This window comes from Tenacibaculum sp. nBUS_03 (assembly GCF_051201695.1).
Lineage (GTDB): Bacteria > Bacteroidota > Bacteroidia > Flavobacteriales > Flavobacteriaceae > Polaribacter.
The window spans coordinates 3,132,373-3,157,706 of the sequence record NZ_CP179214.1 but is presented as its reverse complement, the minus strand read 5'-3'; the positions used below and the strand labels follow the sequence as shown (position 1 = coordinate 3,157,706).

6 protein-coding genes and 1 pseudogene are annotated in these 25,334 nt (G+C 35.6%); 1 reads left to right on the top strand and 6 read right to left on the bottom strand.

Going from position 1 to position 25,334, the window contains the following annotated elements:
• Positions 1–298 precede the first annotated feature (298 nt).
• From ACMFBB_RS14515 to ACMFBB_RS14490, 6 genes and pseudogenes are all read right to left on the bottom strand, one after another.
• Positions 299–676 (bottom strand): TraR/DksA family transcriptional regulator, encoded by a 378-nt coding sequence (locus ACMFBB_RS14515; RefSeq protein ID WP_435261472.1) that lies wholly within the window; start codon positions 674–676, stop codon positions 299–301.
• Between the two features lie 4 nt (positions 677–680).
• Positions 681–4,089 (bottom strand): annotated as a pseudogene (gene ileS / locus ACMFBB_RS14510) (isoleucine--tRNA ligase).
• A gap of 157 nt (positions 4,090–4,246) precedes the next feature.
• Entirely contained in the window at positions 4,247–6,154 is a 1,908-nt protein-coding gene (locus ACMFBB_RS14505; protein ID WP_435261471.1) for an OmpA family protein, read from the bottom strand.
• Between the two features lie 19 nt (positions 6,155–6,173).
• A complete protein-coding gene (locus tag ACMFBB_RS14500; RefSeq protein ID WP_435261470.1) occupies positions 6,174–7,097 on the bottom strand; it encodes a PorP/SprF family type IX secretion system membrane protein in 924 nt (307 codons plus the stop codon).
• A 286-nt stretch (positions 7,098–7,383) separates the two neighbouring features.
• A complete protein-coding gene (locus ACMFBB_RS14495) occupies positions 7,384–23,238 on the bottom strand; it encodes a PKD-like domain-containing protein (protein ID WP_435261469.1) in 15,855 nt (5,284 codons plus the stop codon).
• Positions 23,239–23,926: 688 nt separating this feature from the next.
• Complete coding sequence (locus ACMFBB_RS14490) at positions 23,927–24,628, bottom strand: TerB family tellurite resistance protein (protein WP_435261468.1); 702 nt, start codon at positions 24,626–24,628, stop codon at positions 23,927–23,929.
• A 200-nt stretch (positions 24,629–24,828) separates the two neighbouring features.
• Between ACMFBB_RS14490 and ACMFBB_RS14485 the strand changes: the two genes are divergently transcribed.
• Positions 24,829–25,239, top strand: coding sequence for a BrxA/BrxB family bacilliredoxin (locus tag ACMFBB_RS14485; RefSeq protein WP_435261467.1), 411 nt, complete (start codon positions 24,829–24,831; stop codon positions 25,237–25,239).
• Positions 25,240–25,334: the final 95 nt, after the last annotated feature.

The window sequence follows — 25,334 nt, the reverse complement described above, 5'->3', positions numbered from 1 at the left end:
TTTTAATAAAAGAAAGTTAATTCTATTTAAGAACAATATTAGTATATCTTAATTAAGATTTTTCATCTAATAAAATAACTTTTAAAACATGATTCATAATATTTTACATTAATACAACATCTATAACCTGAAGACTATAAGTTCATTTTTTTAGATACAATACTTATTATAAATAATTTTTCTAGTGAAAATAAGCTAGCATAAGAAACATTAATAGAAACCTCATAATTTTTATATTAAAAAAGACCCCTTAATTAAGGAGTCTTTTTATGTATTTGCTTTTTATAATGTTATAAAACTATTGTTTACGCTTAGCTTCAATACTTAATGTTGCATGCGGTACAAGCTTTAATCGTTCTTTTTGAATTAATTTACCAGTAACCCTACAAATTCCATATGTTTTGTTTTCAATACGTGCTAATGCATTTTTTAAATCACGGATAAATTTTTCTTGCCTAATAGCTAATTGCATGTTTGCTTCTTTAGACATTGTATCTGAACCTTCTTCAAAAGACTTAAAAGTAGGAGAAGTGTCTTCAGTACCATTTCCTGATCCATTTTTATAAGAATCAACAAGTAATTTTAAATCTTCTTCAGATTTTTCAATTTTCTTTAAAATAATTTCTTTGAACTCCTGTAAATCATTATCAGAGTATCTTACATTAAAGTTATTCATAATGCTATATTTTTTCAATTAACATTTTACTTTTAATGGTATCAAATTCAATCTCTGTACCATTTTCTAACGCTTCAACAAAAACCAACTCATTTGTTAATGTTTCAGTTTTAATATAAACTTCATTTGCTAATACTGATTCTTCTAAGTCTGTAAAATTCAAAAAAGTTAACCTTATTCTATCTGTTACTTCTAAACCGGTTTCTTTACGTGCATTTTGAATTCTATTTATTAATTCTCTTGCAACACCTTCTTTACGTAAATCATCAGTTATGGTAACATCTAGAGCTACTGTTAATCCTTCAGCATTTGCTACTAACCAACCTTCAATATCTTTCGATGAAATCTCTACATCAGCGGTCTCTAAATTAACAATTTTCTCATTAATTTCAACAGATATTTTCCCTTCTTTTTCAATCATTGCAATGTCTTCCTGAGAAAAAGACTGTATCTTACTAGATATCAACCTCATATCTTTACCGAATTTTGGTCCGTAAAGCTTTAAAATTTGGTTTTATTTGTTTTACTAGTATACCAGAAGCATCATCCAACAATTCAATTTCCTTAACATTTACTTCAGATTTTATTAGATCAGCGACTGCTAGTATTTCCTCTTTTTGCGTTTCATCTAATATAGGAATCATTATTTTTTGTAATGGTTGGCGCACTTTTATTTTCTCTTTAGCTCTTAAAGACAGAACCAAAGATGAGATTATTTGCGCGTTTTCCATTTTTCTTTCCAATGACTTATCCACAAAAGATTCATCATACATTGGAAATTCTGCTATATGAACACTTTCAAAGTTTTCTTTTTGAGTTGCTCCAGTTAAATCTTTATACAGCCTATCCATAAAAAAAGGAGCTACAGGTGAGCCTAACTTAGCTACCGTAAGCATACATGTATATAAGGTTTGATATGCTGATATTTTATCTTGTGCATATTCTCCTTTCCAGAAACGTCTTCTACATAAACGAACATACCAATTACTTAAATGATCTTGAACAAAATCAGAAATTGCTCTAGTAGCTCTTGTAGGCTCATATTCTGAATAGAAAGTATCTACTCTTTTAATCAGTGTATTTAATTCAGATAAAATCCAACGGTCAATTTCAGGTCGTTCATTTAAAGGAACATCCGCCTCTCTGTAACCAAAATCATCAATATTTGCATACAATGTAAAGAAAGAGTATGTATTGTATAATGTACCAAAAAACTTACGTTTTACTTCCTCTATACCTGCTAAATCAAATTTTAAATTATCCCAAGGATTAGCATTTGAAATCATGTACCAACGTGTAGCATCTGGTCCATACTCAGCTAGAGTTTTAAATGGATCTACTGCATTGCCTAAACGCTTAGACATTTTATGTCCATTTTTATCCAATACTAAACCATTAGACACAACATTTTTATATGCTACAGAATCGAACACCATGGCTCCAATAGCGTGTAATGTATAAAACCATCCACGTGTTTGATCTACACCTTCAGCAATAAAATCTGCTGGATAACTTTCTGTATTATCTATTAATTCTTTATTCTCAAATGGGTAATGCCATTGTGCATAAGGCATTGAACCAGAGTCAAACCATACGTCGATTAAATCACTTTCTCGATACATTGGTTTTCCTGAAGCTGATATTAAGATAATTTTATCAACAACATTTTTATGTAAATCAATTTTATCATAATTCTCTTCAGACATGTTTCCTACCTCAAAATCAGCAAAAATATCTTCAGATAACACTCCTGCTTCTACTGATTTTTTGATTTCTTCTTTTAATTCAGCTACTGAACCAATGCATAACTGTTCTCCTCCATCTTCAGTTCGCCATATAGGTAAAGGAATTCCCCAAAAACGAGAACGAGATAAATTCCAATCGTTAGCATTCTTCAACCAGTTTCCAAAACGCCCTTCTCCTGTTGATTTTGGCTTCCAATTTATGGTTTCGTTTAAATCAAACATTTTTTCCTTAACATCAGTCACCTTAATAAACCAAGAATCTAACGGATAATATAAAATTGGTTTATCAGTTCGCCAACAATTTGGGTAACTGTGTACATATTTTTCTACTTTAAAAGCTTTATTTTCAGTTTTAAGTTTTATTGCTATTTCAACGTCTACTGATTTTTCTGGAGCTTCTCCATCTGCATAATATTCATTTTTAACATATTTCCCTGCAAACTCACTTACTTCCTCTCTGAATTTACCTTGTAAATCAACTAATGGTACAGGGTTCTCATTTTCATCTAATACTAACAATGGCGGCACTTCAGGTGTAGCTTGTTTTGCTACCAATGCATCATCTGCACCAAAAGTCGGAGCTGTATGTACAATACCAGTTCCATCTTCAGTGGTTACAAAATCACCTGAAATTACTCTAAATGCATTTTCTGGATTTTGATAAGGTAATACGTAGTCTAATAATTGTTCATACTTAATACCTACTAAATCTTTACCTACAAATTCTTTAGTAATTAAATATGGTATTTGCTTATCTTCTCTTGTGTATTTATTTAAATCACTTTCGTTTTCAACTTGTTCAAATTTCTTTCCAGCAAATTGTTTTGAAACTAAGTTCTTTGCTAATACTACCTGAATTGATTCAAATGTGTATTGATTGAATGTTTTTACTAAGACATACTCTATTTTTGGACCTACTGTTAAAGCTGTATTACTTGGTAAAGTCCAGGGTGTTGTTGTCCATGCTAAGAAATGAACATCTCCTTCTACTTGTAAAAATTCAGGTAATGTTTCTTTAACCGTTTTAAATTGAGCAACGACAGTAGTATCGGTTACATCTTGATAAGTTCCTGGCTGGTTTAACTCATGAGAGCTTAAACCTGTTCCTGCCTTAGGTGAATAAGGTTGAATTGTATATCCTTTATACAATAAGTTTTTATTATAAATTTGTTTTAACAACCACCATACTGACTCCATGTATTTAGGCTTATAAGTAATATATGGATCTTCCATATCTACCCAATATCCCATTTTTTGAGTTAGATCGTTCCAAATATCCGTATAACGCATTACTGCAGTTTTACAGGCTGTATTATATTCTTCTACAGTTATTTTGATTCCTATGTCTTCTTTCGTTATTCCTAATTCTTTTTCTACTCCAAGTTCTACAGGTAAACCATGTGTATCCCAACCGGCTTTACGCTTTACTTGGTACCCTTTTTGAGTTTTATAGCGACAAAAAATATCTTTAATAGAGCGTGCCATTGCATGGTGAATTCCAGGCAACCCATTTGCAGAAGGTGGTCCTTCAAAAAAAACAAACGGCTCGTTTCCTTCACGGCTAGTAATACTTTTTTCAAAGATGTTGTTTTCTTCCCAATAGTTTAATATTTCTTCTGCTACTTTTGGTAAATCCAAGCCTTTGTATTCAGTAAACTTCTTACTCATTTCGTTATTATCTTTATTGAATGTGCGAAATTACGTATTTTCTTGTAATTGTAATGTTTGACTTATAAAAAAACGCCTCCTTACAGAGACGTTTTAATTACTTTTTATGTATTCTTTAATTATTGAGTACTCGTTTTTACATTTTTTCCTCCACTTACTATATAAAAATCGATCGCCTGTTTTTCTGATGATCCTCTTCACCACATTTACTTTTCCATCCTTCTTTACAATCGTTCAATAATTGATCCTCGCCATATCCTATAGCACTCTCTATTCGTGATGAAGGGATTCCTCTTGAAATTATATAATCTCGTGTGGACTTAGCTCTCTTATCTGAAAGAATCCTATTGTAATCTCTCGGACCTCGACTATCCGTATGAGACTCTATCTTTATTATCATTTCTGGATTGTTATTAAGTACCGAAACTATATGCTCCAACTCATACTCTGCATCCTCACGGATATTAGATAAATCAAAATCAAAATAAATTGGGTTGATTACTATTTGATTTTCCGCTATCAATGATTCTAATTGTAAATCAGAACTTATATCCTTTTTATTGACATCTAATGTAACTGTGGCTTGTTGTGTTGCCTTATAGTCTTCTTTTGACGCCACAACTACAAAGTTCTTTTCACATGCTACGTTTGAAAAGAAATAAACACCATCTGTTTTTGTTACTTGTTCTGATATTGGAACTCCTGATTCATCCATTAACTGTACTCGTACATTTTCTATTGGAGAACCTGTTCGGGAATCTGTAACAATACCCTTTATGTTTTCTTTACACTTGTAAATTGTAAAACTATAAATATCATCATCACCGACTCCTCCTTCTCGATTAGAAGAAAAGAAACCTGCTGTTCTATCTTTATTGATTACAAACCCAAAATCATCTAGTGGACCATTCACTGGTGATCCTAAATTAACAGGAACTGAATATCTGTCCCCTTCTATTTGCGATTCAAATATATCTAATGCTCCTAATCCTAAATGTCCATTGGAAGAAAAATACAATCGATTGTCTTCTCCTACAAATGGAAACATCTCTCGACCTTCTGTATTTATTGTTGAGCCTAAATTCTCTGGAGATCCATAACTTCCGTTTTCATCTATCGATACTTTATATAGATCAGTTCCTCCATAACCATTAGGCATATCTGAAACAAAGTATAATGTTTTTTCATCTGAACTCAATGCTGGATGTCCAGTAGAGTATTGATCACTATTAAATGGTAGTTCTTTTACATTTCCCCAAGTCTCATAAATCTTTTCTGCGCTATATATCTTTAAATGAGTTGTACGATTTTTATCTGATTGCAACTTATTGCCATCATAATTATCTCGTGTAAAGTACATCATTTTTCCATTCTTACTTATTATTGCATTAGATTCATGATACTTCGTACTTAAAGATGCTACCTTATTTGATAAAGACACATCTAATCCCTTATCTTCTTCTAATCGATTTAATTCTGAGCGATAAATATTTAAATAAGGCTGATTATTCCATTGATAAATTTTCTTGTTTTCAGCATCTGGACGGGTAGAAGCAAAATAAAAGGAATCTTCATAAATAAAACCTCCAAAATCTGAATACGTTGTATTGCTTGATAAATTGTGAATATTAATAAACGTTTTCTCTTTATTGGTGTATTCTACAAAATAATCTTTATTCTTTTCTAAGGCGATAGCTCTACTATCATTTTCCCCTAAGTCTTTTAACTTCAACATCCATTGATCTGAGTCTTTAATCTTTCCATTACTCTTTAATGTTTGAGCATAACGAAATATATGCTCAGATGAAACTATTGATGAATAATTTTTTATCAATTCTTCATACCAGTGCTCAGCTTTATCAAAAGCTACATTAAAATAATGTGAATCTGCCAACCTACTTATTACCAAGTATGTTTTATCTCCTTTGTTATAAATAGTTTCATATAAATCTGCTGATTTTTTATAAGCGTATTCTTTAAAATACCTATCTGCTGCATACTTGCGTTGCCCGAAACTTAAAACTGTAACTAACAACAATAAAATTAATAATATTCTGTTCTTCATATCCTTAGATTTTAATTCATTAGAAAAATCTTGGTGATTTCATCTTTTGTTCTTTAAATATCTCATATCGAAGCATTACTTCATGAGTCCCTGAATTATAATTACTATAATTGGATGTCGTTAAATCATAAGCATAACCGATTTGAAGAGATTCATTGATTTGAAATCCTAAAAGGGCACTTATTGAATCGTCCCATCTCCATGCTGCTCCTAGCCTGAACTTATTATTGAATAAAAAATTTGCCGAGACATCCAATGATAAAGGTGCTCCACTTACAATTTTACTCAATACAGCGGGTTTAAACTTTATAGAATCACTTAAATCAAAAACATAGCCTCCTATTAAAAAATAGTGCATACGTTCTGTTGCTACAACTCCTCCATTACTAACATCATCATAATGTTCTGTGCGTAATAAATTAGGTACTGCTAATCCTAAATACCAATTTGATTTGTAATAATAAACTCCTGCTCCTATTGTAGGTAAAAACTTGCTTATATTCTCATTTAAAGAACGATCATTTCCATCTCGAAAAACACCTTTACTCCAATCTACACTAAAAAATCGACCCCCTAATTTTAATCCAAATGCTAAATTACCTTCTTCACTTGTCCTTACTGTATAAGATACATTAGCATCTATGTAAGTCTCATTAGAAGGACCTATTGCATCATTTACCAAATTTACTCCTAAACCTACTCCTGAATAGCCTAAAGGGGTATCATAACTTAATGTTTGCGTATCCGGAGCTCCATCAATTCCTACCCATTGCGTACGCGCCAAAACATTTATCATAGTATGTCCTTTTGAGCCAACATACGCTGGATTTACACTCATTGTATTAAACATATATTGTGTATACTGAGTATCTTGCTGTCCGTTTACAATATATGAACTGAATACTAATAGTAGTATGCTGATTACTTTTAATATATTATTCATCCTTACTAATCTATTTAGATTTATTATTGTTTTTTGAATTATTATTCTTGACATAAATTCAAGCATTTACACTAATTTACCTTCTTATTTAATTTTTAACATCATTCAAACGTTCGTTTTCATATATATTTCGTTGAATAGTTAAATTCTGTCGTTAAGTGAAATTGAATCCTAAATAGGTTAAATGACTTAACTTACAACAATATTTCCTAATAATAGTTACTATTCAAACCAATAACTCTCTTCTAAAAATTGATCCTTAAACTATTTAAGATATTCTATATTATTATTCTCTATTAATATAGATCCATCCTTTTTTAACTTTATTTCCATTTCCTAAATCAAGAACATAAAAATACGTACCTGAAGGTAACTTATCTTCTACTTGAATATTTGCTCTTCCGTTAGAAGTGCCATCCCAAGTGTTTTTGTATTGTTTTTTACTATACACTAAATTACCCCAGCGATTAAATATCTCTAGTGTATTATTTGGATAATTCTCAATACAATCAATTATTAAAGTATCATTACTTCCATCATTATTAGGTGTAAATTCATTATAAACAATAACACAATCATCTACTCCCACTGCATCTCCAAAAACAGTATCGTCTAAATCCGCACTATCTGAAATACCATCTCCATCACTATCTGTTCCACTATCTGGTAAAACTCCTGTTCCACCTCCTTCATTTGGATCTAGAAAATCAGGTATACCATCAGAATTTCCATCAGGTAAATCATCACTATTCCCTGTATCTCCAAAACCTGAATCATCCTCATCTACTTCATCTAAAATTCCATCTCCATCACTATCTGGACCATCTACTATTCCATTTCCATCTTCATCATCATTACCTCCTTCTGTTATATCATTGATACCATCATCATCACTATCTAAATCCTGATAATCTGGAACACCATCACCATCTGTATCAACAGTATCGCCTTCTCCTCCATTGCCTTCGCCAAAATTAGACGAATCTGAATCTACACTATCGGATATACCATCTTCATCACTATCAGATCCGCCAGTATCATTTGAATCGATAACACCATCATTATTCGTGTCTAAATCGCCATTGCCATTCTCAATAACATCGTTTATTCCGTCATTATCACTATCTAAATCTTGATAATCTGGCACACCATCACCATCAGTATCTGGCTCCTCTTCTGTATCTACTGAATCATCTGCTTGTCCATCATTATCTGAATCTACATATCCAGTGTCATTTGAATCGATTACGCCATCGCCATTAGTATCTAAATCACCATTTCCGCCTTCATCTACATCTAAAATCCCATCATTATCACTATCTAAATCTAAACTATCTGGTATTCCATCACCATCCGTATCACCTGTTCCCTCTGCACTATCAGGTATTCCATCATTGTCATCATCGACATCTATATTATCTGGTATTCCATCACCATCTGTATCTATAAAATCTCCAAATGCTGTATCATCTCCATCAACACTATCTGAAATTCCATCACCATCACTATCTGTTCCACTATCTGGTACTACTCCTGTTCCTCCACTATTTGGATCCGTTGGGTCTGTATCATTTACATCGGTATTTCCTGTATCTCCAAACCCTGAATCATCCTCATCTACTTCATCTAAAATTCCATCTCCATCACTATCTGGACCATCTACCAATCCATTTCCATCTTCATCATCATTACCGCCTTCTGTTATATCATTGATACCATCATCATCACTATCTAAATCCTGATAATCTGGAACACCATCACCATCAGTATCAACAGTATCACCTTCTCCTCCATTGCCTTCGCCAAAATTAGACGAATCTGAATCTACACTATCGGATATACCATCTTCATCGCTGTCCGATCCTCCAGTATCATTTGAATCGATAACACCATCATTATTCGTGTCTAAATCACCATTACCATTCTCAATAACATCGTTTATTCCGTCATTATCACTATCTAAATCTTGATAATCTGGCACACCATCACCATCAGTATCTGGTTCTTCATCTGTATCTACTGAACCATCTGCTTGTCCATCATTATCTGAATCTACATATCCAGTGTCGTTTGAATCGATTACGCCATCGCCATTAGTATCTAAATCACCATTTCCGCCTTCATCTACATCTAAAATCCCATCATTATCACTATCTAAATCTAAACTATCTGGTATTCCATCACCGTCCGTATCACCTGTTCCCTCTGCACTATCAGGTATTCCATCATTGTCATCATCGACGTCTATATTATCTGGTATTCCATCACCATCTGTATCTATAAAATCTCCAAATGCTGTATCATCTCCATCAACACTATCTGAAATTCCATCACCATCACTATCTGTTCCACTATCTGGTACTACTCCTGTTCCTCCACTATTTGGATCCGTTGGGTCTGTATCATTTACATCGGTATTTCCTGCATCTCCAAAGCCTGAATCATCCTCATCTACTTCGTCTAAAATTCCATCACCATCACTATCTGGACCATCTACCAATCCATTTCCATCTTCATCATCATTACCGCCTTCTGTTATATCATTGATACCATCATCATCACTATCTAAATCCTGATAATCTGGAACACCATCACCATCTGTATCAACAGTATCGCCTTCTCCTCCATTGCCTTCTCCAAAATTAGACGAATCTGAATCTACACTATCTGATATTCCATCTTCATCGCTGTCCGATCCTCCAGTATCATTTGAATCGATTACGCCATCATTATTCGTATCTAAATCGCCATTGCCATTCTCAATAACATCGTTTATTCCGTCATTATCACTATCTAAATCTTGATAATCTGGCACACCATCACCATCCGTGTCTGGCTCTTCATCTGTATCTACTGAATCATCTGCTTGTCCGTCATTATCTGAATCTACATATCCAGTGTCATTTGAATCGATTACGCCATCACCATTAGTATCTAAATCACCATTTCCGCCTTCATCTACATCTAAAATCCCATCATTATCACTATCTAAATCTAAACTATCTGGTATTCCATCGCCATCTGTATCGCCTGTTCCCTCTGAACTATCGGGTATTCCATCATTATCATCATCGACATCTACATTATCCAGTATTCCATCGCCATCCGTATCTAAACATTGTCCTGTTGAACTAACAGTAATTACAATACCTGGGCTTAAAGATTCACACCCAGTTGAATTATCAATAACTCGAACAGTTACTTCTTGACCATCAGTCAAACCTACAGCCTCAAAAGTTGCCTTTGTTGATAATACCTGAACTACAACTCCATCAAGTAAAAATTCATACTCATCTCCTCCTGACGCAGAAAATATTATACTATCAACAGCACAAATTGAATTATCTGAATCATTACTAATTAAACCTATACTTGGCTGTAAGTTATTTGTGATTACTACTTCATCAAAAACACTACAAGTTCCATTGGTGACTGTCCATCGAAGTGTTGCACTTGTTCCTGCTACTAATCCTGTTACGGTAGTAGTTGGTGAACTTGCTGTGGTAATCGTAGCTGTTCCACTTACTATACTCCAAACTCCTGTTCCTACTGTTGGTGCTGTCTGTGTCATTGTAAAGTCCGTAGTATCACATAATGCCTGATCTGATTGATCACTTACTACTGGTAAGACATCGTTGGTAATTACTACTTCATCAAAAACACTACAAGTTCCGTTGGTGACTGTCCATCGAAGTGTTGCACCTGTTCCTGCTACTAATCCTGTTACGGTAGTAGTTGGTGAACTTGCTGTGGTAATCGTAGCTGTTCCACTTACTATACTCCAAACTCCTGTTCCTACTGTTGGAGCTGTTTGTGTCATTGTAAAGTCCGTAGTATCACATAATGCCTGATCTGATTGATCACTTACTACTGGTAACACATCGTTGGTAATTACTACTTCATCAAAAACACTACAAGTTCCGTTGGTGACTGTCCATCGAAGTGTTGCACTTGTTCCTGCTACTAATCCTGTTACGGTAGTAGTTGGTGAACTTGCTGTGGTAATCGTAGCTGTTCCACTTACTATACTCCAAACTCCTGTTCCTACGGTTGGGGCTGTTTGTGTCATTGTAAAGTCCGTAGTATCACATAATGCCTGATCTGATTGATCACTTACTACTGGTAACACATCGTTGGTAATTACTACTTCATCAAAAACACTACAAGTTCCGTTGGTCACTGTCCATCGAAGTGTTGCACTTGTTCCTGCTACTAATCCTGTTACGGTAGTAGTTGATGAACTTGCTGTGGTAATCGTAGCTGTTCCACTTATTATACTCCAAACTCCTGTTCCTACTGTTGGAGCTGTTTGTGTCATTGTAAAGTCCGTAGTATCACATAATGCCTGATCTGACTGATCACTTACTACTGGTAACACATCGTTGGTAATTACTACTTCATCAAAAACACTACAAGTTCCATTGGTGACTGTCCATCGAAGTGTTGCACTTGTTCCTGCTACTAATCCTGTTACGGTAGTAGTTGGTGAACTTGTTGTGGTAATCGTAGCTGTTCCACTCACTATACTCCAAACTCCTGTTCCTACTGTTGGAGCTGTTTGTGTCATTGTAAAGTCCGTAGTATCACATAATGCCTGATCTGATTGATCACTTACTACTGGTAACACATCGTTGGTAATTACTACTTCATCAAAAACACTACAAGTTCCGTTGGTGACTGTCCATCGAAGTGTTGCACTTGTTCCTGCTACTAATCCTGTTACGGTAGTAGTTGGTGAACTTGCTGTGGTAATCGTAGCTGTTCCACTTATTATACTCCAAACTCCTGTTCCTACTGTTGGAGCTGTCTGTGTCATTGTAAAGTCCGTAGTATCACATAATGCCTGATCTGATTGATCACTTACTACTGGTAAGATATCATTGGTAATTACTACTTCATCAAAAACACTACAAGTTCCATTGGTGACTGTCCATCGAAGTGTTGCACTTGTTCCTGCTACTAATCCTGTTACGGTAGTAGTTGGTGAACTTGCTGTGGTAATCGTAGCTGTTCCACTTACTATACTCCAAACTCCTGTTCCTACGGTTGGGGCTGTTTGTGTCATTGTAAAGTCCGTAGTATCACATAATGCCTGATCTGATTGATCACTTACTACTGGTAACACATCGTTGGTAATTACTACTTCATCAAAAACACTACAAGTTCCGTTGGTGACTGTCCATCGAAGTGTTGCACTTGTTCCTGCTACTAATCCTGTTACGGTAGTAGTTGGTGAACTTGCTGTGGTAATCGTAGCTGTTCCACTTACTATACTCCAAACTCCTGTTCCTACTGTTGGTGCTGTCTGTGTCATTGTAAAGTCCGTAGTATCACATAATGCCTGATCTGATTGATCACTTACTACTGGTAAGACATCGTTGGTAATTACTACTTCATCAAAAACACTACAAGTTCCGTTGGTGACTGTCCATCGAAGTATTGCACCTGTTCCTGCTACTAATCCTGTTACGGTAGTAGTTGGTGAACTTGCTGTGGTAATCGTAGCTGTTCCACTTACTATACTCCAAACTCCTGTTCCTACTGTTGGAGCTGTTTGTGTCATCGTAAAGTCCGTAGTGTTACATAATGCCTGATCTGATTGATCACTTACTACTGGTAATACATCGTTGGTAATTACTACTTCATCAAAAACACTACAAGTTCCGTTGGTGACTGTCCATCGAAGTGTTGCACTTGTTCCTGCTACTAATCCTGTTACGGTAGTAGTTGGTGAACTTGCTGTGGTAATCGTAGCTGTTCCACTTATTATACTCCAAACTCCTGTTCCTACTGTTGGAGCTGTTTGTGTCATTGTAAAGTCCGTAGTATCACATAATGCCTGATCTGATTGATCACTTACTACTGGTAACACATCGTTGGTAATTACTACTTCATCAAAAACACTACAAGTTCCGTTGGTGACTGTCCATCGAAGTGTTGCACTTGTTCCTGCTACTAATCCTGTTACGGTAGTAGTTGGTGAACTTGTTGTGGTAATCGTAGCTGTTCCACTTACTATACTCCAAACTCCTGTTCCTACTGTTGGAGCTGTTTGTGTCATTGTAAAGTCCGTAGTATCACATAATGCCTGATCTGATTGATCACTTACTACTGGTAACACATCGTTGGTAATTACTACTTCATCAAAAACACTACAAGTTCCATTGGTGACTGTCCATCGAAGTGTTGCACTTGTTCCTGCTACTAATCCTGTTACGGTAGTAGTTGGTGAACTTGCTGTGGTAATCGTAGCTGTTCCACTTACTATACTCCAAACTCCTGTTCCTACGGTTGGAGCTGTTTGTGTCATTGTAAAGTCCGTAGTATCACATAATGCCTGATCTGATTGATCACTTACTACTGGTAATACATCGTTGGTAATTACTACTTCATCAAAAACACTACAAGTTCCGTTGGTGACTGTCCATCGAAGTGTTGCACTTGTTCCTGCTACTAATCCTGTTACGGTAGTAGTTGGTGAACTTGTTGTGGTAATCGTAGCTGTTCCACTTACTATACTCCAAACTCCTGTTCCTACTGTTGGAGCTGTTTGTGTCATTGTAAAGTCCGTAGTATTACATAATGCCTGATCTGATTGATCACTTACTACTGGTAACACATCGTTGGTAATTATTACTTCATCAAAAACACTACAAGTTCCGTTGGTGACTGTCCATCGAAGTGTTGCACTTGTTCCTGCTACTAATCCTGTTACGGTAGTAGTTGGTAAACTTGTTGTGGTAATCGTAGCTGTTCCACTTACTATACTCCAAACTCCTGTTCCTACTGTTGGAGCTGTTTGTGTCATTGTAAAGTCCGTAGTATCACATAATGCCTGATCTGATTGATCACTTACTACTGGTAAGACATCATTGGTAATTACTACTTCATCAAAAACACTACAAGTTCCATTGGTGACTGTCCATCGAAGTGTTGCACTTGTTCCTGCTACTAATCCTGTTACGGTAGTAGTTGGTGAACTTGTTGTGGTAATCGTAGCTGTTCCACTTATTATACTCCAAACTCCTGTTCCTACTGTTGGAGCTGTTTGTGTCATTGTAAAGTCCGTAGTATCACATAATGCCTGATCTGATTGATTACTTACTACTGGTAACACATCGTTGGTAATTACTACTTCATCAAAAACACTACAAGTTCCGTTGGTGACTGTCCATCGAAGTGTTGCACTTGTTCCTGCTACTAATCCTGTTACGGTAGTAGTTGGTGAACTTGTTGTGGTAATCGTAGCTGTTCCACTCACTATACTCCAAACTCCTGTTCCTACTGTTGGAGCTGTTTGTGTCATTGTAAAGTCCGTAGTATCACATAATGCCTGATCTGATTGATCACTTACTACTGGTAACACATCGTTGGTAATTACTACTTCATCAAAAACACTACAAGTTCCGTTGGTGACTGTCCATCGAAGTGTTGCACTTGTTCCTGCTACTAATCCTGTTACGGTAGTAGTTGGTGAACTTGTTGTGGTAATCGTAGCTGTTCCACTTACTATACTCCAAACTCCTGTTCCTACGATTGGAGCTGTTTGTGTCATTGTAAAGTCCGTAGTATCACATAATGCCTGATCTGATTGATCACTTACTACTGGTAACACATCGTTGGTAATTACTACTTCATCAAAAACACTACAAGTTCCATTGGTGACTGTCCATCGAAGTGTTGCACTTGTTCCTGCTACTAATCCTGTTACGGTAGTAGTTGGTGAACTTGCTGTGGTAATCGTAGCTGTTCCACTTACTATACTCCAAACTCCTGTTCCTAAGGTTGGAGCTGTTTGTGTCATTGTAAAGTCCGTAGTATCACATAATGCCTGATCTGATTGATCACTTACTACTGGTAAGATATCATTGGTAATTACTACTTCATCAAAAACACTACAAGTTCCGTTGGTGACTGTCCATCGAAGTGTTGCACTTGTTCCTGCTACTAATCCTGTTACGGTAGTAGTTGGTGAACTTGCTGTGGTAATCGTAGCTGTTCCACTTACTATACTCCAAACTCCTGTTCCTACGATTGGAGCTGTCTGTGTCATTGTAAAGTCCGTAGTATCACATAATGCCTGATCTGATTGATCACTTACTACTGGTAACACATCATTGGTAATTACTACTTCATCAAAAACACTACAAGTTCCATTGGTGACTGTCCATCGAAGTGTTGCACTTGTTCCTGCTACTAATCCTGTTACGGTAGTAGTTGGTGAACTTGCTGTGGTAATCGTAGCTGTTCCACTCACTATACTCCAAACTCCTGTTCCTACGATTGGAGCTGTTTGTGTCATTGTAAAGTCCGTAGTATCACATAATGCCTGATCTGATTGATCACTTACTACTGGTAAGACATCGTTGGTAATTATTACTTCATCAAAAACACTACAAGTTCCATTGGTGACTGTCCATCGAAGTGTTGCACTTGTTCCTGCTACTAATCCTGTTACGGTAGTAGTTGGTGAACTTGTTGTGGTAATCGTAGCTGTTCCACTTACTATACTCCAAACTCCTGTTCCTACGGTTGGAGCTGTTTGTGTCATTGTAAAGTCCGTAGTATCACATAATGCCTGATCTGATTGATCACTTACTACTGGTAAGATATCGTTGGTAATTACTACTTCATCAAAAACACTACAAGTTCCGTTGGTGACTGTCCATCGAAGTGTTGCACTTGTTCCTGCTACTAATCCTGTTACGGTAGTAGTTGGTGAACTTGTTGTGGTAATCGTAGCTGTTCCACTTATTATACTCCAAACTCCTGTTCCTACGGTTGGAGCTGTTTGTGTCATTGTAAAGTCCGTAGTATCACATAATGCCTGATCTGATTGATCACTTACTACTGGTAAGATATCGTTGGTAATTACTACTTCATCAAAAACACTACAAGTTCCGTTGGTGACTGTCCATCGAAGTGTTGTACTTGTTCCTGCTACTAATCCTGTTACGGTAGTAGTTGGTGAACTTGTTGTGGTAATCGTAGCTGTTCCACTTACTATACTCCAAACTCCTGTTCCTACTGTTGGAGCTGTTTGTGTCATTGTAAAGTCCGTAGTATCACATAATGCCTGATCTGATTGATCACTTACTACTGGTAAGATATCGTTGGTAATTACTACTTCATCAAAAACACTACAAGTTCCGTTGGTGACTGTCCATCGAAGTGTTGCACTTGTTCCTGCTACTAATCCTGTTACGGTAGTAGTTGGTGAACTTGCTGTGGTAATCGTAGCTGTTCCACTTACTATACTCCAAACTCCTGTTCCTACGGTTGGAGCTGTTTGTGTCATTGTAAAGTCCGTAGTATCACATAATGTCTGATCTGATTGATCACTTACTACTGGTAACACATCGTTGGTAATTACTACTTCATCAAAAACACTACAAGTTCCATTGGTGACTGTCCATCGAAGTGTTGCACTTGTTCCTGCTACTAATCCTGTTACGGTAGTAGTTGGTGAACTTGCTGTGGTAATCGTAGCTGTTCCACTTACTATACTCCAAACTCCTGTTCCTACTGTTGGAGCTGTTTGTGTCATTGTAAAGTCCGTAGTATCACATAATGCCTGATCTGATTGATCACTTACTACTGGTAAGACATCATTGGTAATTACTACTTCATCAAAAACACTACAAGTTCCGTTGGTGACTGTCCATCGAAGTGTTGCACTTGTTCCTGCTACTAATCCTGTTACGGTAGTAGTTGGTGAACTTGCTGTGGTAATCGTAGCTGTTCCACTTACTATACTCCAAACTCCTGTTCCTACTGTTGGAGCTGTTTGTGTCATTGTAAAGTCCGTAGTATCACATAATGCCTGATCTGATTGATCACTTACTACTGGTAAGGCATCAATCGTTACTGTATAGGTATACGGATCACCTGTACATCCATTACCACTAGTAGGGGTAATTGTATAGGTAACCGTTTGTAGACTATTACTCGTATTTATTAGTGTATCGGTGATACTGGTAGTGGTTGAAATACCTGTGGTCTCCCCTGTTACATTAATGTTGTCCGCAACTACCCAGCTAAAAGTAGTCCCTGGAATATTTACATCAGATGTCAAATCATGGTTCAATGCTAAACCACTACAAATATTATCAGTAGGTGCAGATACAATATCTGGCTCTGGATTAACAGTAACTGTATACTCATATGAATCTCCTGAACATATATTTGAACTTACCGGAGTAATAGTGTATATGACAGTTTGAACAGAACCACTGGTATTAGTTAAAACATCTGCAATAGTAGTTGCCCCAGACACTACAATGGTTTCTCCATCTACATTTGGATTATTAGCAGCCAACCAGATAAATGTATTTCCTGATAATGTTACATCTGGAGCTAAATCATGGCTTAACGCTTCTCCACTACACACGGTATCTGTTGGAGGGGTTGTGTTTACTGGTTTAGGATTTATTGTTAAAGTAACCTCTGAACTTATTGCACTAGCACATACATTTTTTGTACTAGTTAACAATAACCTGTATTTATTAGTTGAAAAGGTTGAGGGAGGATTTGTTAATGTTAAACTTGCAAGAGAAACACCACTGTAAACTCCTCCGTTAGTTATGTTATTCCAAGGCCCCATGCCCCCAACTTGTACTTGCCACTGATAAACCATATTTGTTAAAGTTGAAGTACTACCAGTATAATCAGGAGTTGTTGTAGGTGCAGTACCTGAAAATGAAGTTGTACTCAAAGAAGAGCCTAAAGCAAAAAAATTAACATCACTTCCTTCACATATAATTGTATTATTGGGGTTTAGAGATATCTGCACTTTAGTTGCTTCAATTTCATTACCAGTAACCCCGTTGTATCCTCCTGATCCACCGGTCACCTGACCATTACCATCAAAACCAGTTCCATCTAAAACACCATCACCTCCAGAATCAATACCACCCGATTCAATGACATCATTACAACCATCATTATCACTGTCTAAATCTAAATAATCAGGAGTTCCGTCTCCGTCAGTATCTAATAAACAAGTCAATGAAGAAAAAGGAATATCTTGCTTCACTATTGATGGCCCTTCATATTGAACTTGTAATGATTCTAAACCTCCAATATCGAAATATTCTACTTCTATCTGGTGATAACCAATCCCAAGATTAATGTTACCACTTCGTTCTTGAATTGGATGTGGCCCGTCATTATCAACTATCTCTATCCCATTTATATAAAGCTTTGATCCATCATCTGAATTAGTATAAAAGGTATAGTTACCTCCTTCGGAAATTAAAATTAAGCCTTTATACCTAACACTAAACGCATCTGAAGCACTAGGGATAGAACTAACTAAAGTAACCAAATCAAAATTTGTAACACTTCCAGTACTAATAGCTCCTGTAATAGGGATATTATCAACAGTCCCTCCTGAAGGAGAATTATTATAAAACTCATATTGAATTGAACCTGTACAAGGATTTTCAATGGTATCTAATATTCCATCATTATCATTATCTAAATCACAAGCATCAGCAACACCATCGGAATCAACATCGGTAAAACCAGAAACCGAAACATCGCAACATGCAGTGCTATCAGAGCTATCTGTTACAGCAGCTGCAGTCCCTTGTCCTCCTGATGTTGTTAAAGGAACACCATTAGCATCTACACCTCCTGTAAACACTCCAGAAGATAATTGTGTATGAGTATACGATCCCGCAGCTTCTAATGCATCATAACAACCATCATTATCACTATCTAAATCTAAATAATCAGGAGTTCCGTCACCATCTGTATCACATGAAATTAACGAAATCGATATTTCATCTATCAATAAAGTATTGTAAGGGGCATCGGCATTATTATTGTATATTTCTACCGTTACATTTGTAGTAGTAGATGTAAATAAAAACTCAAATCGTTGCCAATCTAATGTTAATGTTCCTGTATCAATTGTTTGTAAAACAGTTCCACTCCCATCCTTAATTTGCATCCTAACATTAGGATAAGCACTAGCAGGCTGACCATTTGCTTCTTTAGCTGCTAAAGCAAATAAACTATAGGAATACTCTTCATTAGCCTGAACTGTTATACTTTCTTGATAAACTAAAACTGGTGCTACTCCTACAGGATTATCTAATGCTAAATACCTTCCTTCACTTTCTCCACTTGCATCCAATCCTGAATTTGGCTGGTACCAAGATTGTCCTGCAAAATCAGCATTAGTTCCCACTCTGACGTTTGCTACATTTGCAGCAGGAACATTTGGGTGGCTAGTAGCTGGACTACCTGTTCCAGTTCCAAAATTATCAGAAAAGGCATAACAAGCTCTTTCATTAATATCTAAAATACCATCATTATCATTATCTAAATCACAAGAATTAGCTATTCCGTCAGAATCAACATCCGCAAACCCTGAAACTGATACTTGACAACATGCTGAATTATCGCTACTATCTGTTACCCCAGATGTAGTTGCTTGGCCACCTGAAACGGTAGAAGGAACTCCGTTACTATCAACTCCTCCAGTAAAAGCTCCAGAAGATAATTGAGTGTGTACATAACTTCCAGCACCTTCTAAGGCATCGTAACAACCATCATCATCACTATCTGTGTCTAAATGGTCAGGTGTACCATCTCCATCGGTATCTAGTGCAGGGCAAATTTTCATATTTACAGTTCCACCATTAGTAGATGTAGTAGTGTAAGTTACCTCAGTGAACCCTACTATTGAAGCAACTGTTAGCTCTACAGTAAAAAACGAATTATGCGTAACAGATGAACTTACTGAGCTATTATTAATAATAGTTGTTTCTGTCGGACAATTAGAAGTAATAGACTGGCTACCTGAAGTATTTGTAACAAAGTCACCACTTCTACCAGCTTCCATGCAACCTAAGATAAAAGTCACGTCATTCACTATTCTATCAAAAGTCACTGTAAAAGTTCTACCTACATTAACATTTGTAGATCCTGTGACTGAAGAATAATCCTCCCCAGCACAGTTTGGCCTTGTACCACCTGCAACACATGAATTTCCCGAGAAAATTGGTGAAGGAGAAGTAGCTGTGTAATTGACTATTTCTCCCAAATCATTTAGGTAGAAACCTGAAGTACCTCCACTATTACTACCTACATCTGTTATAATACACGATCGATCGTTTTCTACAGAATCTAATATTCCATCATTATCGTTGTCCAAATCACAAGAATCAGCGATACCATCTGAATCAACGTCCGCAAAACCTGAGACTGAAACAGCACAACACGCAGTGCTATCAGAACTATCAATAACCGCTACAGTTGTTGCTTGTCCTCCTGAAGTAATTGTAGGTATTCCATCTGCATCTACTCCACCAGTAAGAGCTCCTGAAGATAACTGTGTATAATTATATGCACCAGATGCTTCCAGGGCATCATAACAACCATCGTTATCTGAATCAGTGTCTAAATAATCAGGTTTTTGGTCACTATCAGTATCGGTTGAACAACTTGTATCTCCTGCTCTTACCCACAATGTTAAAGATTCAGAAGCTCCTATATTACCTAGGTCATTTCGAAGTTGAACTGAACCTGAAGAAGGAATCCAGTGCACAGTAAACGTATTTCCACAAGGGTGAAAAATATTTGCCGCTAAAGAAGTTCCTGCAGTTGTTGTACAAGTAGCGTTTTCCTTTAAATACTCTTCTTGAGTACCTGTCCAATCATCGTGTAGTGTATTATCACCAAGACCAGTGTGTAAAGTTTGCCCTGCCACCAATCGTGTCAATAAAGTTGCATTAGAACTAGTTATATCAATTTCACCTGTTGAAGAAGATAGTCGTATTTCATTAGCATCGGTTAATTCCGCTAATGATGTATTATTTAATAGTCCTCGTGTACTATTTGTTAAACTTGTTGATTGAGGTAAATTCCCCGAACCATTACCATAATCTATAGCCACTTGAACATACCCATCTTTATTTACATAGGTTGAAAAAGTTTGTCCATTTAAATCAAAATGATATATCCCAGCTACTGCAACACTTCTTGCTGCTCCTAAGCTTGTAAATGGATTTGAGGAAGTCCCTTTACAAACTCCTTCATTTATGTCTAAAATTCCATCATTATCAGAATCAAGATCATCAATACCTGCCAAACTATCTCCATCAAAGTCAATGAGTATAGTTTCTGTAGGGTCATCAACAGTATTGTTCGAATCAACCTGATCTTGTGTATTTGTAATCGTATTAATCAAATAATGTTCTCTAATATCATTATTTACTGTTGCTGTTATTGTTAACGTATGTTTTTCTCCTGAATTTATCGTTCCTATTGTCCAATTTGGTGATGACCAAGAACCAGCACTTGGTGTTCCACTGACCAGTGTTAACCCGTTAGGAAGAACATCAGTAATTACTAAATTCGTTACCGGATCAACTCCTTTACTTTCAGCTGTAATGGTATAACTAACAGTATCACCAATATCATAAGTTGTAGCATCAGCTGTTTTAGTTAGAACAATATCTGAGCTACAGTCATATACAGTGATAGGATCTGAAGGAAAAGTACAAGTTCCTAGAGTTACTTCTACATACAATTCAGCGAAGGTTACATACGAAGGTGGCGTGTATGATGATGATGTTGCTCCTGGAATCGCAACTCCATCCATATACCATTGATACCCATCAAATGTACCAGTTACTTCCTCAACAGTTCCACTAGGCAAACATCCTCCTCCAGTTATTTGAACGTCAACAACTGGTGCAGTATCAAAACCAGAAAAATAACCTGCAATCCCTGCACTTCCACTAGCTCCTAGAAAACCTACAGAAATTGGCCCTGTTGAATTTACAGATACATTTCCTGTTAATCCTGATACAAAGAAAGTTTTCCAATCTGAACTTCCTGCAACAGAACTTGATGCTGGCAAAGTAACGGGCCCTGAACCATCGGTTACCGAAATATTTGCATCTAAAGTACTTGTTGAAGCTATTATAGTTATACCTCCTGAAAAATTTAAACCTGCTACATTTCGTATATCTGGAATATTATCCAAAATTGTTGGCATTAAACAATTAACCGGTGCAATAAAATTTAACCCACCAGTTGCCTCTGAAGAAGAACCAGCCAAGGCTTGGTAAGCATAGGCCCTATTAGAAGTGGTAACATACATATTACCTCCAGCCGAAGAAGATGAATAATTTGACCCTGGAATATCAAAATAATCTCCATTATTTAATGTTGCAATTGGTGTTGTTGATCCATTAACAAAAACTTCTGTATTATCTTGAATAGCAATAATTATTGGTCTTTCCATAGCATCAACACCATTTCCTCTAACAAATACATACTCATTCCCTAAAATATCTTCTGGGACAGCCTGATCAATTCCAGCATCTCTTGATGCAGAACCTGCATTTATCATATTTAAAAGACCTCCATTACTCACTACAATGTCTTTAGTAGATGTGATATTCGCTCCTAACCAACCATCTTCATTTGCTGCAGCTTGACCTAATAAAGCCTCTAATACATATGATTCACCTGCATCTAAATTTATAGTAATTGTATTAGTTGTTATTCCAGCAGCATTCGACCCTTGCCTAAAAACACAGTTAGTGTCGTAACCTGAAATAGTTATATCTGTATTTGCTTCTGTAGCCATTATTCCTAAAGTAGCAGATTGAGAAGCTGTATTTGTTGATCTTAATGGTATACCTCCCCATTTAAATTGAGTTCCAAATGCACTTCTTCCTTTAGAAGTTAGGGAAGCGGCTTGAGAAGTATGTCGCCCTCTATAATTTACATAGAATTTTTTACCTCCAGTAGACTCAAATCTAAGCCCACTAGTAGTTAATATGTTTCCAGTATTCGCATTTGTTACCAATGTTATATTATTATCACCGTTGGCAACATTGTAAGTTAATGAATTTGTATTTGACAAACCTACCAACGTAGCAATAGCAGTTCCATTTGTACCTTGATACACTTTAACATCGAATCCTGCAGCTTCAGGTGTTGATAAATAAAATCGTTGTTGTATAATAGCATTATTATTTGAATATTGTTTTAAAGGTGGTAAATAATGCAAATCACTCAATTGAGCTTGAGCCTTAAAAATTAATAGAAAAAAAATAAGTAAATTTACTAAAACACGAATAGTTTTTACTTTTTGGTTTTGTAATAATAATCTCATCTGTCTACTTTTAAAGGAAATTGTTCAGGAATTTCAATATTATTTTACTTGCAGAATTTAAATATCGATTACAGGTAGGAAGATATAGACCAGATGACTATAACATCTGATATAAGAAATACACATATTTTAACTTACCTTTAAAATAAAACTAACCAACAACATCCTTAAAATAGTGACTTCAAAGAATTAATATCTAGGAAATGTACTTTTTAGGAAATTGTTTAAAACAGGGCTTCAAAGCCTTTATTTTATTTTTTATTTTAAAAATTAGATTAAAAAGATACCACCCCCCACGGGCAAACACACTTGTTAAACTCTGAAAACAAATCTACTAAAAAAAAGTAATTAATTTTAACATTTATTTAACTACTTGTTTTTTCATGAAAAATTTCAGTGTTTTTTCACGCAGTAAAAATTAAAAATAAGTTTAAAAAATCAAACTTTACAAGAAGATTGAGAAATCAATTTTCTTAATAATGAAATTACATTTTAATAAGCTATTTCATAAACTTAAGTACTGAAAAAATTTGCTAAGTTTTCTAAAAAACATTTTTATTTTAGATAACGTATTATAGAAAGAATTGATAAAAAATATTACCAAAAAACTAAAATAAATTAAAAAAGGACAAATAACCCCAGTCACTCCTTACTCTTGTTCTAACAAAATTGTAATTCAACAAACAAATCACATTCCTCTTTGTCTTTTTATTTCATCATAAGCTTTCTGAACTTTCTGGAATTTTTGCTTTCCCATTTTTTCATGTTCATCCCCCAAACCTATTAATTTATCTGGATGGTATTTTTTCACCATCTTTCTATAAGCCTTTTTAACTTCAGCATCAGAAGAACTTTTAGGTATTTCTAAAATCTTATAAGAACTTTCAGATTCTGAAATAAACATAGCCTTAATAGAAGCATAATCATGTTCATTAATATACAAATAATAAGCTATTTTTTTTATTGCCTCTTCTTCAAAAGCATGGATAGCACCATCAGCATTTGCTATACCAAATAAGAAATGTAGCAATTGTAAGCGAGATGAATGTGACATATATTGCCTGATTTGTAAACAAACTTGCCTTGTAGATATTTCTCTTTTTACTATTCCATTAAATAAACTAAATGCACTATTAGCCCTGGTCTTACCATACAAATTCACAAAGTATTGTCTTACATAATCCAACTCCCTTTTGTCAATTTTTCCGTCAGACTTAATTACTATTGAAGCCAAAATTAATAAACTAATTTCAAAATCTCCAGATTGAACATTCTTGTTTCGTTTATGTTGATGTCCTCTATATTCTTGCTCTTCTTCTTTTAAATCATCGACAGAAACTCCGTCAATAAAACTTCCTACTACAAAACCAATTATAGCCCCTATTGGCACCTCCTAATGTAAATCCAGCACCTGCACCTAACCATTTCGCAAATTTCCCCATGTAAATATTTTTAATCAAATATAAACACTCTTTAGTTAAACTTGAAAGCTTTTTATTACTAAGAACAATTTGTGCGGAAACAATACTACTATTTTTGATTTTTTGTTTCAATTGCATAAAAAAGGTATCTTTGTAAAAAATTTTATTTATGTACCCAGAAGAATTGGTAAAACCTATGCGTGATGAATTAATAAACGCTGGTTTTGATGCTTTGTATACCGCTGAAGATGTTGATAATGCTTTAGCAAAAGAAGGAACTACTTTAGTAATGGTAAACTCAGTATGTGGTTGTGCAGCAGGTACTGCAAGGCCTGGTGCTATTGCTTCTTTAGGAGCAGATAAAAGCCCAAAACATTTAACAACTGTTTTTGCAGGTGTTGAAAAAGAATCAACTGCCAAAGCTAGAGAGCATATGATTCCTTTTCCTCCTTCATCTCCAGCAATTGCTTTATTTAAAGATGGACAGTTAGTTCATATACTAGAACGCCATCATATTGAAGGTAGATCAGCACAAGCCATAGCTCAAAATTTGGCTGCAGCTTATGATGAATTTTGTTAAATTTTAGTTGAAAATATTCTTTATACTAAACAATAAAAAAAACAAAAACCACTCAAATGAGTGGTTTTTTTTATAATTTTACCTCTTACACATTA

Coding starts and splice junctions, on each gene's coding strand:
- ACMFBB_RS14500 (WP_435261470.1), bottom strand. CDS start 7,097: ATGAATAATATATTAAAAGTAATCAGCATACTACTATTAGTATTCAGT.
- ACMFBB_RS14495 (WP_435261469.1), bottom strand. CDS start 23,238: ATGAGATTATTATTACAAAACCAAAAAGTAAAAACTATTCGTGTTTTA.
- ACMFBB_RS14515 (WP_435261472.1), bottom strand. CDS start 676: ATGAATAACTTTAATGTAAGATACTCTGATAATGATTTACAGGAGTTC.
- ACMFBB_RS14485 (WP_435261467.1), top strand. CDS start 24,829: ATGTACCCAGAAGAATTGGTAAAACCTATGCGTGATGAATTAATAAAC.
- ACMFBB_RS14505 (WP_435261471.1), bottom strand. CDS start 6,154: ATGAAGAACAGAATATTATTAATTTTATTGTTGTTAGTTACAGTTTTA.